This is a genomic window from Microbulbifer regidiadema (SeqCode), assembly GCF_052466995.1.
Window position 1 is genome coordinate 1916920 of sequence record NZ_CP174297.1, and the last position, 16880, is coordinate 1933799.

Below are 16880 nucleotides of genomic sequence, written 5' to 3' on the forward strand. Positions count from 1 at the left end.
TACCAGCCAACTTTGGCTGGCCACTGCCCGATAAATTTAAAGGGAAAAATACCATACTTTCCCAACCGGTTAACTATCTGATTGGCACTCCATGATGGCGTAGCTGGCTTGCAGGGCTTGCTGACTTAAAACGATGGCACTGGAGCGAAACTGCGGTACCAAATTTCAGGAAAAATCTCAGAAAAAAGTGCTCAGATAGAGATTGATGCTTGCAGCAGCTACAGAACATCTAAAAATCGACCGCCACAATAACGCCCAGCGCAGGCGCAGCCAGCGCGGAGCACGTTTTGTGTTAATGTTTGAGCGCCAGCGAGTAACATAAAAGGTGCGTAGCGTTGGCTGTCGCTCTGCCGCTGCTTGTTAGGGCATTACCCTTTTGGTACGCACTGAATTTCATTATTACACTGCCCTAACCATGACCTAAACTTGATTATATTTGCGTAAGGATATTCCCCATTTGAGCTTGGTAGTTCTTTCACTGACCATATAGTGGACCCACACCATTGCTCATTGCGCCAGTAGCTTACAACAGCGTAGTCGCTAGAAATAAGCTCCTTAATGAATGAAACTGCATCGTCACCTTCCGGATCGATGAAGTCATAGAAATGTGCATGGTATGCATCAAAAGCTACCGTCACCTCGCCTCGAAACGTGTCAACACTCAACGGACACTCCTCACCGCCTGAAGGACTTGGAACCTTGACTGATAGTACCTCTTCTCCTTCATCCATTGCAGTGAAGCAAAATTTTTCCCAGTCGGGAAATTCCTGGATAAATTGAGCTTTAACTTTTCTTGAGAATTCATCCATAGCTTTGACGTGCCGTAGCCCTAACGCCGCTAGCAAGGGCAGCCGAAGCAACGCGTAGGCTGTCCAGCCCAGCCCCGCAGGGGTTGGGCGAGCTTGCCTAGCCTGGTTATGGTTGGCGCGCTCGGGACCGACTACTAGCACTTTGCCAGCCATAGTTTGGCTGGCCGCTGCCCAACATTTACGAGGAAAGAATACCGCACTTTCCCCAACCAATTCCTATCTTACCGGCACTCCACGAAATTGCAGCAGACTGCCCACCTCTACCACACTTGAGCAAATACCCTAGGAACGAAACTGCTTGAATAGCAACCAGTAAAAAGGGCTCAATATCGGCTGCAATTTAGTGGCACTAAAGCTTCAGTTACTACGAAAAATCAATAAAAGCGACCGCCACAATAACGCCCGCAACAGGGGCGACCAATGCTATGCATATTTTGTGCGAAACTGGGAGCGAAGCGATCCGCACAAAATGTGCATAGCGTTGGGCGTCCCGCGGAGGCCCGAAGGGCCGGAGCATCCTGCTTGCGTTTGTTATGAATTTAGCACGCCACTTCACGAATCTCTTCAATTGCAGGTAACCCAGAAAAAATGCCGACTAGCCCAGACACATAGGTAGTCTTACCGATACAGCCTTCCATCTCGGAGTGAACGCTGCCATTTCTAATTGCTGTGTCGGAGAATAACAGTAAACTCAATACGTTAGCTGGAGGCTGTGCCTGTAAATTAATATGATCTTTTGATGGAATTAATACTAAAACATTGCCTCTAGGCGGTTTGTACATATAACCGACAACTTGAACATGCTTGCCATAGTAATTTTCAAACATACCGACAACCATAGGCACATCTCCTCGCATAAACCCACCGGACGGCTTATTACTACAAGCGGTCAGCCCCAAGAGAACTAGTAGTAGTATTGATTTAGTATTTCTCATGAATTCATAACGCCCAGCGCAGGCGCAGCCAGCACGGAGCGCATTTTGTGTTAATGTTTGAGCGTCAGCGAGTAACACAAAAGGTGCGTAGTGTTGGCTGTCGCTCTGCCGCTGCTTGTTAAATGTATGACCACACCGCACCTACGATAAGTAGAACTATTATTGCCAACTGAATTTTGTTGGCTTTACGTTGCTCAGCTTTGGCTTCAGGGGTGTCAGTCACTCCTTTTTGATGATCAAAACCTCCTTCATCAAGATCTTCATTGAAGATGATGAGGCCATTAATCAAAACTGCGATCATAAGCAGCAATGTTGCTGTTAGCCAGTAGAACCCAGTGAAGTACTGGATGCCCGAACCAATTAAGAGGCACACAGTGATCATTATTGCTGCGGGTTTTAAGTCAATGCCATTCATCTGCAAGTACATTTAACGCCGCTAGCAAGGGCAGCCGAAGCAACGCGTAGGCTGTCCAGCCCAGCCCCGAAGGGGTTGGGCGAGCTTGACTAGCCTGGTTATGGCTGGCGCGCACTGAACCACCTATTTGCTCTCTACCAGCCAACTTTGGCTGGCTACTGCCCGATAAATTTAAAGGGAAAAATACCATACTTTCCCAACCGGTTAACTATCTGATTGGCACTCCATGATGGCGTAGCTGGCTTGCAGGGCTTGCTGACTTAAAACGATGGCACTGGAGCGAAACTGCGGTACCAAATTTCAGGAAAAATCTCAGAAAAAAGTGCTCAGATAGAGATTGATGCTTGCAGCAGCTACAGAACATCTAAAAATCGACCGCCACAATAACGCCTGCCATCAACCGTGGAGCTTAATGATGGGTTTTGGGCTAAAATTTGCGCAGCAAATAGCCCGAAAGCCAGCAGTAAGCGGAGTCGGATTGCATGGCCCTGTTAGCTGCTCAATTTGATGATCAATCCAAATACAATAACATCCATCATTCTTATTTGGTCAATCATCGCCTTGATTTGTTAAAAATTATCAATAGTCGGGAAGTTTGCTGTTTCTTTTATACATTCGTTAAGAAATATTGCAAGACCTACATCACCATTCCACAAAGCGTATCGCCCTTGTTGAAAAAGAATTTTTGCCTGTCTGTGTTGCTCAATTGCTTTCATTGCGAAGGCTCTAGCCCGATCTAACCAGATTTGATTATTAGTTCGCTGAAATAATTTCAAGAATGCAAAGCCATTTCCAGCAGTTCCGTGACACAACCCAAAACCTTTTCTAAGTGGCCCTGCGTCCCAGATTAGCTCACCACCCTTGAGAAGTACTTCGTCAAATTCACTATTTATATCTGCCGGAAGTTCCGACAACGCAGTTAGCATTCCAGGTGCTCCATGACAGTATTGAAGAAGCATTCTATCCGTTTTACCTGCTATGGGAGGCCAATTGGCATATTTATGATCAGTCACAGCAGTTCTAACAGTGCTGATCATAACCTTCTCACAAAACTCTTTGTAATCAGAATTTTTCAGCAAGTGTCTTCCTTTAATCAAAGAGAGTACATTTCCACTGTTACCGTGCATTGGACCAAGAAAATACTGTTGTTTGCCATAAACATCGATTTTCCACATAAAACCGAATTCATTATTTTCTTGCAATTCATTCATTAATTTTGTTGATTGCACTTGATACGCTTGTTCCCATCTAATGTCATTCGGTAGCCACCGCTGTAGGTGAGTTAACGCAATCATAGTACCAGCCGAACCCCACATCAACTCGCGAGTTGGCTGAGAGTTATTAACAGTTATTTTGCTAGCCAATTCATCTAATAACTTTTGATCTTTTGACAGTTGAAACTGCATCATTAAGATTGGTATATCTCCGAAAAGGTAGGAAGCATTCTCAGTGTGAGGCATATTAACCAATTCTGCCTGACATTTTTCCAGTTGATTTTTTAATGCAAATTTTAGATTAAACTCAATGTCAGCAACATCTTCGCGACATAAGTAATCAAGCGCCCAACTAACACCAGACGTTCCATAATAAAAACTATGAGATGAAGCATCATCATCAAGAGGATGCGACGGCCATAAATACCCTGACTTTAGGTGCTGTATAGCATCTGTTGCAATTTCTTGTATAGCTACTTTGGCTTCATTTATGTTCCAAGTCTTATCAGACAATGAAAAGTGTCTGTCCTTAATATACATTTTTATCCTTTTCAATTTTAATTTATATAATTAATCAATTTGCTAACAGGTGCCGAATAATTGCAACTAACATTTATATAGTGGTCATCATGACCATTATTATTTTGACTACTATTTCTGATGCAAATTTACGCCAACACGCCATCTTCTTCAATTAAATCAATAGATTACGACCACTTGGCACTATCGACCCACCTAGAAAAATGATCATCATGACCACTATCCCCAATTTCAGCCGCCCTTTCAATCCACTGATTTTAAAGCATTTTCCCGTAAGTTTGAGCAACTCAAAAAAATAACAATCACAATGATCATAAATCCTGCGCTGACCTACCCACTCAGGCTACCCATCCACCGCCAGCCGCTTACGCACTCTATACTCCACACCACCCAGCGCAATCACCGCCCCTGAGTTGTAAGTACCCACTTCACTCACCAGCAGGCTCAACTCAACACCCCCTACCCGCAGCCGCTCATCTTCCTCAAACTCATCGATCTCCCGCTCAAAGACCACCCGGCAATCAATAGGCTCAGCGCCGCTACCGTCGTCATAGGTAGCGGCCCTGCCCCATTTGCAGAGCGCGTGTTCTGCGACTCTCTAGTCCAGGTCCATGAGTCACCTAGGCCTTAACGGTGCCCGGTACGCCGGTAAACTTGACGGCAAAACTAGTGACGCCATCCCCGGCAGCTTCGGCGGCGAAGGCCGTGGAGCCGGTGATATCACCAGTGGCGGCGTTATCATCGAATGAGCTGGAGGCGACCACCCAGGTGAGGGATTCACCCTGATTGATCTCTGCTGCAGATACCTTGGGCACGGTGAATACGCCATCAATGGCGAGCACGCCGGGCTCAGCCTTGAGGCGCTTAATACCCTCACCTTCCTGCACTACCACCCTGTAGCTTTGTACCGAGGTTGGGGTTTGACTACCGAGGGCTTCAAGCAGTTTATCTTTGGCTTTTCGTCGATGCAGTCCATATCATCCAGACACGATTGCATTACCGTATTGTGCGCTTCGAAGCCTTTAAACACGGCCTTAATATCGTCTTTGCACTTTGGCATCGACAGTGATCTGCGCTTTCATTTCTGGGGTATCCCCGGCAAGGGCGATCACACTGCCCATACTGGCTGCGATGCCTTCAACCCAGGTTTCCACTTCAGCTGGCCGTTCTTTTCCAGAACATTAACTGATGCACTTCAGAGTTGAATGCAGGAGTTAAAGAAGCAAAGGCATTACCATGGCTCACCGACGCCCAGCTTAAAGAGCTGACCAAGAAGAAGCGGACAAGGAATCAAGCTGAGGAACTTAGGAAAACGGAAATACGATTCAGGATGATTCGGGACCGCCCTGTTGTTCTTACCCAGAGCTTAGCCCCCATATTTCCCGCAACCAACGATTACAACACTTCGGACAATTTTAGCCCAGTAACCCTGCGGCTTACAGCCATACAGGTCAGTTATCGGCAGCTCTGGGCCACCCTAAGACCTTTGATAAAGTAAGCCTCGGTAAGCTGTAATCTCATAAGTTAAGAGCACAAGCTTTCTAAAACTGTCCGAAGTGTTGAAAAATAAATAGCGCCCTTTAGCCAAGTGTACGAACGCTACGAACACCGACATACGGACGGCAAGCTAGCACTCAACATTCTCAAGCAATACCAGAGCATGCGCCCTCGCATTGAATATGGGTTTTCAGACTTCATGGCCGATATCAATCCTGCCGTTGGTATCAAACGATTTGAAGAGAAAAAGCGGGATCGCTATCTCACCGACGGTGGGCTTAAGGCAATTAGCTCCAAGGCCAACCCAACCATTAAGTTGGTGATGGATATGTGCTATCTGACAACCCAGCGCATATCAGAGGTGCTGGCAATCCAGCTACAGCGACATCAGCAAAGAGAACATTAAGCTCCAGCAAGGGAAGACGGGCAAACGGTTATTAGTGCAGGTGGAGCCCGAGCTGGAGCGGATTATTACTGAGGCCAAACAGCTGCATAAAGTGATGTGCCTCTACTTGTTCCACCCTCGTGGCAAGAGCACTCTATACAGCTATCGAGGTATTCGAGATGCTTGCGACAGGGGCAGAGCTAAAGCCGGGGTTGAGGACACCACTATCCACGATATCCGGGCCAAATCTCTGACTGATGCCGGGCGCGCAGGCATCGACTCTCAAGTGCTGGCCGGCCATGCCAGCCCGGCAATAACAGAGCGCTACATTCGCCTGCGCGAAACTGATAATGTAGCCGGCCCCAGCCTTAGACAGCTTTTAGACAACAGGCAGAAAATTGACGAAAAGTGTAGATAAATCAAAGACTTCCGCTCTTACTCCGATGATGCAACAGTACATGGGCATCAAAGCTCAGCACCCCCAAGAACTGGTGTTCTACCGTATGGGGGACTTTTACGAGCTGTTCTTCGATGATGCCAAGAAGGCCGCTGAGCTGCTGGACGTTACCCTCACCGCACGGGGGAAATCCGGAGGTGAGCCGATTCCGATGGCGGGTATCCCCTACCACGCGGCCGAGGGCTACTTGGCACGGCTGATTAAGGCCGGGGTGTCCGTGGCTATCTGTGAGCAAATCGGCGATCCGGCCACCAGCAAGGGGCCGGTTGAGCGGCAGGTGGTGCGCATCGTTACCCCGGGCACGGTCACCGATGAGGCCCTCCTTAACGATCGCCGCGACAATCTGTTGGCCGCGATTGCACATCTGGGCGATGTCTTCGGCTTGGCACTGCTGGACCTGGCCACCGGCCGCTTTGTGGTGCAAGAGACCGATACGCTGGAAGCCCTGGCCGAGCAGATACAGCGCCACAACCCCACCGAGCTGCTCGCACCGGAAGACCTCGCCCTGCCCGTAGAAATCGAGCGCCGCGCCGGTGTGCGCCGCCGCGCGCCCTGGGAGTTCGAGCTGGAAAGCGCTCTGCGCCTGCTCAACCAACAGTTCGGCACTATGAATCTGGAGGCCTTTGGTTGCAGCCATATGCACGGTGCGGTTGTCGCCGCCGGCTGTCTACTTCAGTACGCGCGGGACACCCAGCGTACCGAGCTGCCCCATATTCGCGGCCTGCTGACAGAGAGCGGGGATGAGACGGTTGCTCTGGATGGCGCCAGTCGCCGCAACCTGGAAATTGATCTGAACCTGAACGGCGGTGACGACAATACCCTGCTATCGGTCTTTGATAGCTGTAAAACCGCTATGGGTAGCCGCTTGCTGCGCCGCTGGCTGAACAATCCCCTGCGCCAGCTCACAACCCTGCGCAACCGCCAGGATGCTATCGCCACATTAATCGGCGACTACAGTTTTGAGCCCCTGCGTGATGCCCTCAAGCCTGTGGGCGATATGGAGAGAATCCTGGGCCGCCTAGCGCTGCGCTCTGCCCGCCCTCGGGATTTGGCCCGCCTGGGCCAGTCCCTGGCGCAGTTCCCGGAAATTCAGCAGCAGTTGGCGGAATCTGACGCAACACTGGTAAATGAGCTGTGCAACCAGATCGGCGAGTGGCCGGAAACGGTAGAGCTGCTGCAAGACGCAATTATTGAAAACCCTCCGGTCGTGATTCGCGATGGCGGGGTTATCGCTACCGGTTACGACAAAGAGCTGGATGAGCTGCGCGCTATCAGTGAAAACGCCGGCGACTACCTGGTGCAACTGGAGCAGCGAGAGAAAGAGCGCACCGGTATCCCCACACTCAAGGTGGGCTACAACCGGGTACACGGCTACTTTATTGAGATCAGCCGCGGGCAGAGCGACAAGGCGCCGGCCGAGTATATTCGCCGCCAGACCCTGAAGAATGCCGAGCGCTTTATCACCCCCGAGCTGAAGGAGTTTGAAGACAAGGCGCTCTCTGCCAAGAGCCGCGCTCTGGCTCGTGAGAAGGCGCTGTACGAGGAGCTGATCAACCAGCTAAATGAGTCCCTGGCTGAGCTGCAAGCGGCGGCGGCGGGTATCTCCGAGTTGGATGTGTTGGCCTGCTTGGCCGAGCGCGCTGACGATTTGCGCCTGTGCCGCCCGGAACTGGGCACTGAGCCGGGCCTGCATATTAGCGGCGGACGCCACCCGGTAGTGGAGCAGGTATTGGATGAGCCCTTTGTGGCCAACGATATCGAGCTGCACAACGACCGCCGTATGCTGGTGATTACCGGTCCGAACATGGGCGGTAAGTCTACTTATATGCGCCAGACTGCATTGATCGCTCTGCTGGCGCACTGCGGCAGCTATGTACCCGCAGACAGTGCCCAAATCGGCTTGCTGGATCGCATCTTCACCCGTATCGGCAGCGCCGATGACCTGGCCGGCGGTCGCTCCACCTTCATGGTGGAAATGACCGAGACCGCCAATATCCTGCGCAATGCCACCGAGCACAGCCTGGTGCTGATGGATGAGATTGGCCGTGGTACCAGTACCTACGACGGTCTCTCCCTGGCCTGGGCCTGTGCCCACTACCTGGCCGCTGAAGTGCGCGCCTTTACACTCTTCGCCACTCACTACTTTGAGCTGACCGACCTGCCCAACCAGTGCTCTGAAGCCGCCAATATTCACTTGGATGCCACCGAGCACGGCGAGGGTATTGTCTTCCTGCACCGCATCCAGGAGGGACCGGCGTCAAAGAGCTATGGGTTGCAGGTGGCCCAGCTGGCAGGTATTCCCGGCGATGTGTTGACCGAGGCCCGTACCCGCCTGGCAGCACTGGAGGCCGGCGCCCAGTCGGTAGATGTGCCGGCGCCCATGGCCAAACCGGCATCGGTGCCCCAGCAGGAGCCGGAAGAAGTCGCTGTTCCAGTGGCCGCAGCCCCCATCTCTCCCCAGCAGGTAGATTTGTTTGGCAGCCCCAGCCACCCCGCCGTGGATGCCCTGGAAGAGCTAAACCCGGACGATATGACTCCGCGCCAGGCACTGGAAGCACTCTACTCGCTGCACAAATTATTGAAGTAAAAGAGCGGGCGGCCCCGGTCGCCCAATACATCCTGTTATAAATAGTGAACTAAATCGACTGAAAAGCCACTACAATTCGCGCCAGTAATTGATAAAATCCGCTACACGAAGAATTCAGTGGCACTATCGAGGGACAAACATGACATTCGTAATTGGGGAAAACTGCATTAAGTGTAAATACACCGACTGTGTAGAGGTTTGCCCGGTAGACTGTTTTTACGAAGGCCCCAACTTCCTGGTCATTCACCCAGACGAGTGTATCGACTGCGCCCTGTGCGAGCCGGAGTGCCCCGCCAATGCGATTTTCTCGGAGGATGAGGTCCCCGACGATCAGCAGGAATTTATTGAGCTGAACGCAGAACTCGCCGAGGTTTGGCCCAATATTACCGAGAAAAAAGACCCGTTGCCGGATGCCGAGGAGTGGGATGGCAAGCCGGGCAAGCTGGACCAGCTGGAGCGCTAAGTCAGTACAGAAAAAAAGCCGTCATTGACGGCTTTTTTTCTGTCTACAAGAATTTCAAAAATGAAAATAATAATTAGTACTATTTGCATTTGTTTATTTATTTTTTCAAGCTGGGCACAGGCGACAGCGGAAAAGAGTAAGTGGGTGGCACTTATTTTCGATAAGGGGCCCTCTGCGGATAAAACCGAGCCGCTGTTAGAGCGGCTTGAATCTCTCCAGATAACCGCCACTTTCTTTCCCTCGGGGCGGGAAATGGAACAATTTCCCGAACAGACCCAAGCGATCATTCGAGCCGGGCACCAACTGGGCAATCGCGGTTACTCCCATCGGGACCTCGCCCAAATGCCTTTAAGCAGTGCCAAAGAGGAGATCAAGAAAACCTGCCACTTATTGCAAAGCAATGGCTATACCGATAAACCGATGTTTCTCCCCTCTCACGGAAAAGTTTCTGAAGAATTGGGCTCACTACTGAGTAAGCATCAGTTCAAAATCGCTCACTGGGATATCGATCCCAGCGAACAGCTGCAAACCGAAGGCGCTCAAGCTGCGGCAGACTACATATCCCAAAATGCCAAAGATGGGAGTGTGGTGTTACTCCAGCCGATGTATGACCAGCACCACCAGGTAATGGAGGCGCTCCCGCTGATTACTGCCCAGCTCAGACAGCAGGGCTTCCAGTTTGCCACACTGGAACAGTTAACCCTGATGACAGCGGGCGATCACTAGCAGCCCGCGCAATAGGTCGCAATTACATCACTATGCGAGGGGCCTCCGTGTCGGGTCCAAACTGAGCGCTTCGGCCAGGTGATTGAAACCGAGCACCAGCTCCATCACCCCCAGAGCCTCTAAAATTTCATCGTCACCGGCACCGAGCTTTCGCGCAGAGGCGATCAGGTGGCCTCGATGGTCATCCGGTGTCGTGTTTGCGTTGCGCGCCAGATCAAACAGGGCGTGCTCTTTTTCGGAGAAGTGCACATGCTTGGGGTCGGTGCGAATGCGCATTACCTCATCTGTATCCACACCGAGTACCTGCAAAGAGATACTGTGATGGTAGATACCGTAGTCGCAGCGATTATCAGCAGAGACCGCCAGGCCAATAGCTTCTTTTAGCTGTACCGATAAGCACCCGTGAATCATCACGGCCTTAAACTTGTACCAATTGGCCTCAAGCAGCCCTGGATGCTGGGCATAGACCCGAAACAAACTGGGAACTCCTCCCAGTTCATCCTCAATTTCAGTAAAAACCCTGGCCACATCACCGGAAGCCGGGCTCTCCACCAACGGAATACTGCTCATTGTTTACCTACCTATCATCACCAGATGCCCTAGTGACACAAATTACTTCCTGGCGCGGTAGAACACTGTATATAATCACAGCATGAGAAAGATTATCCACTGTGATTGCGATTGCTTCTACGCCTCGGTCGAAATGCGTGACGATCCCAATCTCCGTGGGCGCCCCTTAGCCGTAGGCGGCAGCAGCGATCGGCGCGGGGTTATCTCTACCTGTAACTACGAGGCCCGCAGTTACGGGGTGCGTTCTGCCATGCCCACCGCTCAGGCCAAAAAACTGTGCCCTGATTTGATTGTAGTACCCGGCAATATGGCCAAGTATCGGGAGGTCAGTGGGCAGATACGGGAAATTTTCCTCGACTACTGCGACGATATTGAGCCCCTGTCCCTGGATGAGGCCTTCCTCGATGTCAGCGACAGTGGCCGCTGCCACGGCAGTGCCACCCTGATCGCTCAAGAGATCCGACAGCGGGTGCAGGACACTCTGGGTATCACGATTTCCGCCGGGGTGGCCCCAAATAAATTCCTGGCCAAGATAGCCAGTGATTGGCAAAAACCAGACGGACTGACAGTCATCACGCCCAGCGAAGTCGATCAATTTGTTGTGCGCCTGCCCGTCAACAAGATACACGGCGTGGGGCGGGTCACCGCCGAGAAAATGCACCGCCAGGGCATTCGCACCTGCGCAGATCTACGCAACTTTTCACAAGTTGAGTTGAGCAAGCAATTTGGCAAGTTTGGCCGCCGCCTCTACGATCTCTGCCGTGGTATTGACGATCGCCCGGTGAGTGGCGATGGCTCCCGCAAGAGTGTCAGTGTCGAGCGCACTTTTCACGAGGATTTAGCCAATTTTGATGAGTGGTTAGAGCAACTAACCGAGCTCTATATGCGCCTACTGGAACGCCGGGAAAAACTCGGCGATCGCTACGAAGTAAACGGCGCCAGCGTAAAAGTGAAGTATGCAGATTTTACTACCAGCACTCACGAGCGCAGCAGTCGCGCCGGGCGAATCTCAGAATTCCGCCAGCTGCTGCAAGAGTGTCGTGAAAAACGCCCAGCGCCTATCCGCCTCTTAGGGGTGGGGTTACGACTGACCGATCTGCGTGCGGAAAAAGGGCCCGTTCAACTACCGCTGCCCCTGCCGGAACAAGCCTCCTTCTGACTCTCCCTGCTTTTATTTGTCACCCGAATGCAACCTGAGAAATCTGGCGCTGCCCCTTACCCCAAGGCAGTTTTCCCAATTTTGCGGCAACTATACTTCGGCCCGTAGATTCATATCTGTGGCGGGCTGACATCGGAAGTATTGACCTAAAAATAATTGCGACACAGAAGCAGACTACAATCATTCTTAATTGACGCGGTATAAACCAAATCCTCGGTCTGTGGCACGAGAATGAATAATTTGCGTACGGAGGCTTAAGGCTTTGTCTCGGAAAGAATTATGTCATCTATCTGATGAAGTGCTGTTCCAGCATTATAAGGATACGCGCAATCCCTCTGTGTTCCGCCTGCTTTACGATCGCCACAAGGATTCGTTATATCGCTACTGCCTGCAAATGGCACCCTCTTCCACCACACCGCTGCTGCAACAACTCTGGCGGGGCCTGCTGGAAAATCCGCCAGAACTTCACGGGCGCAGACTTAAAAATTGGCTTTTTATCCATATTAACAAACGCCTCAAGCAGGAATACTTTTCCAATCTCAAGGTGGCGGAGGAGGAAGTCCAAAGTCACAACCGCGTATTATTCGCTATACAAAAGTTACCGACACAATTGCGCAACGTGCTACTCCTACATATGGAGTGCAAACTGCCACTAGTCACCGTAGCCGATATCGAGCGCCTATCTCTACACAAGTGTCGCAGCCTGTATTACCAGGCCCGTGCCATGCTGGAAGAATATATTGACGGGGCTGAGCGCAAGCCCTGGCAAGTGGAAGTTATCGAAGAGTCGTCGAGGTAATGATATGAACAACTGGGAAAATCAGTATTTTGAGGAAGCCAAAAAGCTGACCTCCCCGCAACAACTCGATGAGGCCATTTTCAAAGAGGCACAAGGCTACAAGCCCAGGATCAATTTTAACCGCCTCCTTTCCCGCGCAACGGTTAGTTGCAGTGTGGTGACGGCTATTTTACTGTTAATTCATCCCGCTCAACACTTGGGCGCACTGACGCACAAGAGCAGCAGTGCAGAAATTCTGTATGAGCCGGCACTCAGGGACTGGAAGGATATCGCCGAGTCAGCCGCTCTAAAGCCCGATCCCTGGCTACAGCTGCGCAGTCAGGTCGATCGGGGCGAGTACCTTGCTCTGTGCCACTACTGGCGCGCGGAACAACAAGCCGAGAGTGAAACGCCCCTGCCTGATACCCTGCGCAAAAGTGCCAAACGCCACTGTCGTATCTTATCGAGTAGCAATTCACAGCGTTAAACAGCCCCCCAGATAAGTACACTCGGGGCTTTACGGTTTTCCCGGGGAAATTATCGCCGATAAATAATCAACACCTGGAGTCCAGGGCGGATATTGAACGAACTATTCGATCAGAGTCAAAGAGAGCGCTTGCACCCGGATCGCTGTATTGTGGCGGGTATTTACGGGGCCGGCGGCCCCTCGGCTGGAGATAATCCTACATTGAGGTCAGCTATTCAGCTGCTTCACGGCCGGCTGTTCTATTCCTTCCAAAAAACGGCAATTAGCCACTATTTGATCGATGGGGTAGAACGCGGCAAGGCGGCCATACTCTTCGGCTATAGTCGGGGCGGTAGCATCGCAATCAAAATTGCCAACACCTTGGGACGCGCAAATATTCCAATACAACAGTTGGTAACTTTTGATGCCTACAGTTTGATTGACAGCCGTATTTTCAATCTCGAGTATGACAATATCCGCCGGGCATACAATTTCTTTCAGCGAAATCCGAGAACCGCAGGAAGATATGGCTGGTGGGGAACAAACCCCTATTGGGGCACGGCTGTACACTCAGCATTTATCAATGTTCAACAGTTTGACTTTACCGGCACCGACTACGAGAAGGGGATGGAGGTTTCCCATTTAAACATTGTCCGTATGGGGCTGAAATCTCTGCAAACAATAGAGCGATAAACAGGCCACTTGGCTTCAGGCTTTCAGCACAAGTGGCACTGGAAGCTTGCAATACGAGTTCACGTCATCTGCAAGAAAATACATTCCGCCACAAGGGCGGGCTTCTGCTCTCCCTGAATTTCCATAGTCAGCAACAATTTTATTTGGTATTGAGCCTCTGCCTTTTCGACAATATCCAATATTTTCCCATAGACTCGCACCTTGCTGCCGGTTTTGACCGGATTCAGGAAACGCACCTTATCCAGTCCATAATTCACCGCCATATGGGCCCCCGCCACCGCTACCTGTAAAGAACCGACAAAATAAGGCAGCAGTGATAAAGAGAGGAATCCATGGGCGATTGTTCCTCCAAACGGCGTTTTAGCCGCAGCCTCAGGATCGATATGGATAAACTGTCGATCCAGGGTACACTCGGCGAAACTGTCCACTCTCTGTTGATCGATCTCAAGCCAGGCGGTGGGCGCGGTTTCAAAGCCGATATAGTGGCTGAGGTTATCAGGTGAAATCTCTATAGGCATCGAAGACTCCCTTTCGATTTTCCATGGGCATTTTCAGCAGTTGCCAATCTCAATAGGCCGAGAGGCCGCCATCTACCGCCAGTGCCTGCCCGGTAATGTAAGTCATTTTGGGGGACACCAGCATCAACATGGCCGCGACCACCTCTTCCGGTTTGCCCAGGCGTTTCATCGGACACCCCTCGGCGAGAAAGGCCTGAATCTGTTCCGGGCTGGCCTCTGCCGTTGCAATCTTTGTAACCATGGGGGTCAGGCAGTAGAAGGGGCAAATCGCATTTACACGAATACCGTACTTGGCATTTTCTATCGCCGCCGTTTTAGTCAGGCCAATTACACCGTGCTTTGCCGCTGCGTAGGAAGCGATTTTGGGAGCGCCACCGAGACCCGCCATAGAGGAAACATTGAGCACCACCCCGCCCGTATTTTGCATTAGGGGCAACTGGTATTTAAGCCCGAGGAAAACGCCTTTCAGGTTAACGTTGTACTGCTGATCCAGCATGGCCTCCTCTGTTTGCTTGAGAGACATCATCGGCGGCGCGATTCCGGCATTGTTAACCGCGATATCCAGCTGGCCAAACTCAGACTGGGCCCGCTGGGCCAGGGCAGCACAATCAGATGCCTGGGAAACATCGCAGCGCTGGGCGCGCACGACAATATCCTGGTTGCCCAGGTTATCCGCCAACTGCATCAGGGCCTCTTCATTGATATCGCCCAATACCAGGCGGGCGCCGCGAGCGCCGAGCTCCCGCGCCAGCAGCTCTCCAAAGCCACTGGCCGCACCGGTAATCAGCGCCACCTGACCGCTAAAATCGAGCATTGGATCCTGCATGGTCAAATCCCCCCACAAGAGGTCAAACCGCCATCCACCACAACACATTCACCGGTCGTATAACTGGACGCATCGGAGACCAGGTACAAAACGGTACCGGCCATTTCTTCCGGCTCCGCATGGCGGTGCATGGGAATATGGCCAACGGCGGTTTTATAAATATCCTCGTGGGAAAACAGCGCACCGGCGAATTTGGTTTTGGTGAGGCCTGGCAGCAGAGCATTGACGCGGATATTAAATTGCGCGCACTCTTTGGCAAATGCTTTGGTCATATTGACCACCGCCGCCTTGGTAATGGAATAGATCCCCTGTCCGACCCCCGGCTGCAAGGCATTCACCGAGGCGGTATTTACAATAACGCCGCCCCCCTGCTCGCGCATCAGCTTGCCGGCCTCTACCGACATAAAGAAATAGCCGCGTATATTGACCTCTACGGTTTTATCAAAGGCCGCTAAATCCGTATCGAGAATATGACCAAAATAGGGGTTGGTTGCCGCGTTGTTAACCAGAATATCCAAGCGCCCAAACCGCTGGCGAATATCGCCGATAACCTGTTGGATATTCTCCATATTGCCAATATGACAGGGGACCGCATCGGCAGTGCCGCCGGCGTCCACGATAGCATCCGCGACCGCCTGGCACCCCTCAATTTTTCTGCTGGAAACCAACACATGAGCGCCCTGCTCCGCCAGAAGCTTTGCTATGGCCTCGCCAATACCCCGACTGGCACCGGTCACCAGAGCAATTTTCCCCGAGAGATCAAAAATATTCTTCGCCATTTTTTATCCTTATACTTTCAAAAATTAACCTTTAGCGGCAATATCCAGCGCGGCCTGTGCCAGGGGTTCCACCAGAGCGCCCAGTTTCGCCGCATTTTTATTCGATGCATTGCCCTCTTTTGCCCGTTTCGCCACCCCCTGGACAATAGCCGCCAGGCGGAAAAAGCTAAATGCCAAATAAAACGGCCAATTATCGATCCCGTCGATACCCACCCGCTGGCAATATTTAGCGACGTATTCACTTTCCGAGGGGATGCCTAGAGCGTCGATATCCAGGCCCAAAAGACCGGACATTTTGTCCTTGCCGGCAGGCATTCGCATCTGCATACACTGATAGGCCAGATCGGCAAAGGGGTGCCCCAGGGTGGAAAGCTCCCAGTCCAACAGCGCAATGACCTTGGGCTGCTGTGGGTGGAAAACCATATTGTCCAGACGGTAATCACCGTGCACCAAGGCGATACGCCCATCATCTTCCGGCAGAACCTCTCCCAACCAGGCCATCAACTCATCCATCGCGGCAATGGGCTCCAGCTCCGAGGCCCGATATTGGGTACTCCAGCGGTCCAGCTGCCGCTGAAAGTAATTACCTGGGCGGCCGTAATCCGCAAGACCCACGGCATTGATATCCAAGCTGTGCATGGCCGCTAATACGCGATTCATTTCATCGTACATAGCGCTGCGCTGCGCGGCGTCCACTTCCGGCAACGCGGCATTCCAGAATATTCGGCCCTCACAGTATTCCATCAGATAGAACATAGAGCCGATCAGCTCCCGGTCCTCGCAGAGGTGTAAGACCCTGGGCACGGGCACATTAGTCTCGGCGAGCGCCGACATTACCCGGTATTCCCGATCCACAGCGTGGGCAGATTTCAATAGTTTGCCCGGTGGCTGGCGGCGCAAAACATAGGTTTGCGTTGGGGTTTGCAATTTAAAGGTGGGATTGGATTGGCCGCCGGGAAATTTGCTGACCGTCACAGGCCCATTAAAGCCCTCAATCTTGCCTGACAAATATTCTTGCAGTTGCTCAAGCGGTAGCTCTTCCACCGAGCTGCGCATCGTATTT

Annotated in this window: 19 protein-coding genes and 1 pseudogene; 9 read left to right on the top strand and 11 right to left on the bottom strand. The window is 51.8% G+C overall.

Annotated elements, in window-relative coordinates; genetic code table 11:
• Positions 1-368: 368 nt before the first annotated feature.
• The 6 genes and pseudogenes from ACJJIK_RS08340 to ACJJIK_RS08365 form a co-directional block, all read right to left on the bottom strand.
• Positions 369-809, bottom strand: coding sequence for a hypothetical protein (locus ACJJIK_RS08340; RefSeq protein WP_444897043.1), 441 nt, complete (start codon positions 807-809; stop codon positions 369-371).
• 539 nt (positions 810-1348) lie between these two features.
• Positions 1349-1648 carry a hypothetical protein gene (locus ACJJIK_RS08345; RefSeq protein ID WP_444944738.1) on the bottom strand — a complete coding sequence of 100 codons (300 nt, stop codon included), beginning with the start codon at positions 1646-1648 and terminating at the stop codon, positions 1349-1351.
• A gap of 214 nt (positions 1649-1862) precedes the next feature.
• The gene (locus ACJJIK_RS08350; protein WP_444944739.1) at positions 1863-2159 is read right to left on the bottom strand and encodes a hypothetical protein; all 297 of its coding nucleotides are present in this window, start codon (positions 2157-2159) and stop codon (positions 1863-1865) included.
• A 569-nt stretch (positions 2160-2728) separates the two neighbouring features.
• The gene (locus ACJJIK_RS08355; RefSeq protein WP_444944740.1) at positions 2729-3913 is read right to left on the bottom strand and encodes a lanthionine synthetase C family protein; all 1185 of its coding nucleotides are present in this window, start codon (positions 3911-3913) and stop codon (positions 2729-2731) included.
• Positions 3914-4256: 343 nt separating this feature from the next.
• Positions 4257-4475, bottom strand: a pseudogene (locus ACJJIK_RS08360) (head-tail joining protein); the annotation flags it as partial.
• A gap of 58 nt (positions 4476-4533) precedes the next feature.
• On the bottom strand, positions 4534-4884 hold the full coding sequence (locus tag ACJJIK_RS08365) for a DUF2190 family protein (RefSeq protein ID WP_444945046.1): 351 nt from the start codon (positions 4882-4884) through the stop codon (positions 4534-4536).
• A gap of 689 nt (positions 4885-5573) precedes the next feature.
• On the opposite strand from ACJJIK_RS08365, the gene ACJJIK_RS08370 reads away from it, so the two are divergent.
• From ACJJIK_RS08370 to ACJJIK_RS08390, 5 genes are all read left to right on the top strand, one after another.
• Positions 5574-5816: a hypothetical protein gene (locus ACJJIK_RS08370; RefSeq protein WP_444930245.1), complete on the top strand. Its 243-nt coding sequence runs from the start codon at positions 5574-5576 to the stop codon at positions 5814-5816.
• Positions 5817-5850: 34 nt separating this feature from the next.
• Positions 5851-6213, top strand: a complete 363-nt coding sequence (locus ACJJIK_RS08375) for a hypothetical protein (protein ID WP_444930244.1) — start codon at positions 5851-5853, stop codon at positions 6211-6213.
• 40 nt (positions 6214-6253) lie between these two features.
• Positions 6254-8839 (top strand): DNA mismatch repair protein MutS, encoded by a 2586-nt coding sequence (mutS, locus tag ACJJIK_RS08380; RefSeq protein ID WP_444945047.1) that lies wholly within the window; start codon positions 6254-6256, stop codon positions 8837-8839.
• Between the two features lie 139 nt (positions 8840-8978).
• Positions 8979-9302 (top strand): ferredoxin FdxA, encoded by a 324-nt coding sequence (fdxA, locus tag ACJJIK_RS08385; RefSeq protein WP_444930243.1) that lies wholly within the window; start codon positions 8979-8981, stop codon positions 9300-9302.
• A gap of 60 nt (positions 9303-9362) precedes the next feature.
• Positions 9363-10028: a polysaccharide deacetylase family protein gene (locus ACJJIK_RS08390; RefSeq protein WP_444944741.1), complete on the top strand. Its 666-nt coding sequence runs from the start codon at positions 9363-9365 to the stop codon at positions 10026-10028.
• 30 nt (positions 10029-10058) lie between these two features.
• On the opposite strand, the gene ACJJIK_RS08395 is transcribed toward ACJJIK_RS08390, so the two are convergent.
• Positions 10059-10598 carry a carboxymuconolactone decarboxylase family protein gene (locus ACJJIK_RS08395; protein WP_444930241.1) on the bottom strand — a complete coding sequence of 180 codons (540 nt, stop codon included), beginning with the start codon at positions 10596-10598 and terminating at the stop codon, positions 10059-10061.
• Between the two features lie 82 nt (positions 10599-10680).
• Here ACJJIK_RS08395 and dinB point away from each other — a divergent pair, with 82 nt between their 5' ends.
• From dinB to ACJJIK_RS08415, 4 genes are all read left to right on the top strand, one after another.
• Complete coding sequence (gene dinB, locus ACJJIK_RS08400; RefSeq protein WP_444944742.1) at positions 10681-11757, top strand: DNA polymerase IV; 1077 nt, start codon at positions 10681-10683, stop codon at positions 11755-11757.
• 262 nt (positions 11758-12019) lie between these two features.
• Positions 12020-12556, top strand: a complete 537-nt coding sequence (locus ACJJIK_RS08405; protein WP_444930239.1) for an RNA polymerase sigma factor — start codon at positions 12020-12022, stop codon at positions 12554-12556.
• Between the two features lie 4 nt (positions 12557-12560).
• Positions 12561-13022, top strand: a complete 462-nt coding sequence (locus ACJJIK_RS08410; protein WP_444930238.1) for a hypothetical protein — start codon at positions 12561-12563, stop codon at positions 13020-13022.
• 93 nt (positions 13023-13115) lie between these two features.
• Complete coding sequence (locus ACJJIK_RS08415) at positions 13116-13694, top strand: hypothetical protein (protein ID WP_444930237.1); 579 nt, start codon at positions 13116-13118, stop codon at positions 13692-13694.
• A 59-nt stretch (positions 13695-13753) separates the two neighbouring features.
• Here the strand turns inward: ACJJIK_RS08415 and ACJJIK_RS08420 are convergent, their stop codons facing one another.
• The 4 genes from ACJJIK_RS08420 to ACJJIK_RS08435 are packed head-to-tail and all read right to left on the bottom strand — an operon-like array spanning position 13754 to position 16873.
• On the bottom strand, positions 13754-14212 hold the full coding sequence (locus tag ACJJIK_RS08420) for a MaoC family dehydratase (RefSeq protein ID WP_444930236.1): 459 nt from the start codon (positions 14210-14212) through the stop codon (positions 13754-13756).
• A gap of 49 nt (positions 14213-14261) precedes the next feature.
• On the bottom strand, positions 14262-15038 hold the full coding sequence (locus ACJJIK_RS08425) for an SDR family NAD(P)-dependent oxidoreductase (protein ID WP_444930235.1): 777 nt from the start codon (positions 15036-15038) through the stop codon (positions 14262-14264).
• A gap of 2 nt (positions 15039-15040) precedes the next feature.
• Positions 15041-15817: an SDR family oxidoreductase gene (locus ACJJIK_RS08430; RefSeq protein WP_444930234.1), complete on the bottom strand. Its 777-nt coding sequence runs from the start codon at positions 15815-15817 to the stop codon at positions 15041-15043.
• 24 nt (positions 15818-15841) lie between these two features.
• Complete coding sequence (locus ACJJIK_RS08435; RefSeq protein ID WP_444932395.1) at positions 15842-16873, bottom strand: phosphotransferase; 1032 nt, start codon at positions 16871-16873, stop codon at positions 15842-15844.
• Between the last annotated feature and the right edge of the window lie 7 nt (positions 16874-16880).